General features: G+C 69.2%; 2 protein-coding genes. Both read left to right on the plus strand.

The window, feature by feature from the left end:
• The first annotated feature begins 209 nt into the window (after window positions 1–209).
• The gene (locus AC1D15_RS32725; RefSeq protein ID WP_477829341.1) at window positions 210–956 is read left to right on the plus strand and encodes an ABC transporter ATP-binding protein; all 747 of its coding nucleotides are present in this window, start codon (window positions 210–212) and stop codon (window positions 954–956) included.
• A gap of 15 nt (window positions 957–971) precedes the next feature.
• The coding region (locus AC1D15_RS32730; protein ID WP_477829342.1) for a VOC family protein at window positions 972–1311 on the plus strand (340 nt) is incomplete at its 3' end.

Raw genomic sequence — 1311 nt, forward strand, 5'->3', positions numbered from 1 at the left:
TCGGGGGTGGCGCGCGCCAGCGCGCTTCGTAGACTGACTCATCGCCACTGTTTGACCACAACGAACGAAGTGAGTGGCGGGAGTTTGGCGATGCACCCCCGAAGCCGATCTTCGCAGTGGAGTCGGCGCCCCCCGGGCGCCGACCGCCTCGGCATGAGCCTCCAGCCCATCCCCTCACCCGCCGCGACGCGCCAAGACCACCGAACGATATGAACGAAACCGCCATCGAGTTCGACGAGGTCGTCGCCGGCTACGGCGAGTTCATGATCCTGAACAAGCTCAGCCTGCAGGCCAGCAAGGGCAAGATCACGCTGCTGCTCGGCCCCAACGGCGCCGGGAAATCGACGGTGCTGAAGACGCTCTTCGGCCTGCTGAAAGTGCGCMAGGGCCGCATCCGGCTCGATGGCAACGACATCACCGGCACCGGCCCCAAGGACCTGCTGCGCCAGCACGGCATCGCCTTCGTGCCCCAGGGCCGCAACCTGTTCGGCCAGCTCACCGTGTGGCAGAACCTCGAGCTCGGCGGCATCACGCTCGGCATGAAGACCACGCATGCGCGCATCCCCGAGGTGCTCGCCCGCTTCCCCCGCGTGCAGCAGCGCCTCCACAGCCAGGCCTCGGCCCTGTCGGGCGGCGAACAGAAGCAGCTGGAGATCGCCCGCGCCCTGCTGCTGCGTCCGCGCGTGCTGCTGATCGACGAACCGTCGATCGGGCTGTCGCCGATCGTCGTGGCCGATGTGTTCACGCTGCTGCGCGAACTCACCGCCCAAGGCACCACCGTGCTGATGGTCGAGCAGAACGTGAAGAGCGCCCTCAAAGTGGCCGACGACGCGATCGCGCTCGAATCCGGCCGCCAGGTGCTGCACCGCCCGGCGGGCGAACTGCTCGCCGATCCGCACATCGAGCGGCTGTTTCTCGGCGGCGCCCACGCGATCGGCACCGCCGCGGCCGCCTGACACCAGGAGCTTTCGATGGACACCACCGCACAACGCGAAGGCGTCGGCCTGCCGGCCAACCCGCTCGGCATGGAAGGCATCGAGTTCATCGAGTACGCCACCACCCGGCCGCAGGCGCTCGGGCAGGTGCTGGAATCCATGGGCTTCCACCCGGTCGCCCGGCACCGCTCGCGCGAGGTGCTGCTGTACCGCCAGGGCGGCATGAACGTCATCGTCAATGCGCATGCACCCGAGACCGCCGGGCTGCAAGGCGAGAACCCGGCACCGGTCATCGCGGCGATCGCGCTGCGCGTGCGCGATGCGGCCAGCGCGCTGCACCAGGCGCTGGAGCGCGGCGCGTGGGCCGTGCCCTGTC

It is taken from the genome of Rhizobacter sp. P2_H2 (assembly GCF_056403375.1).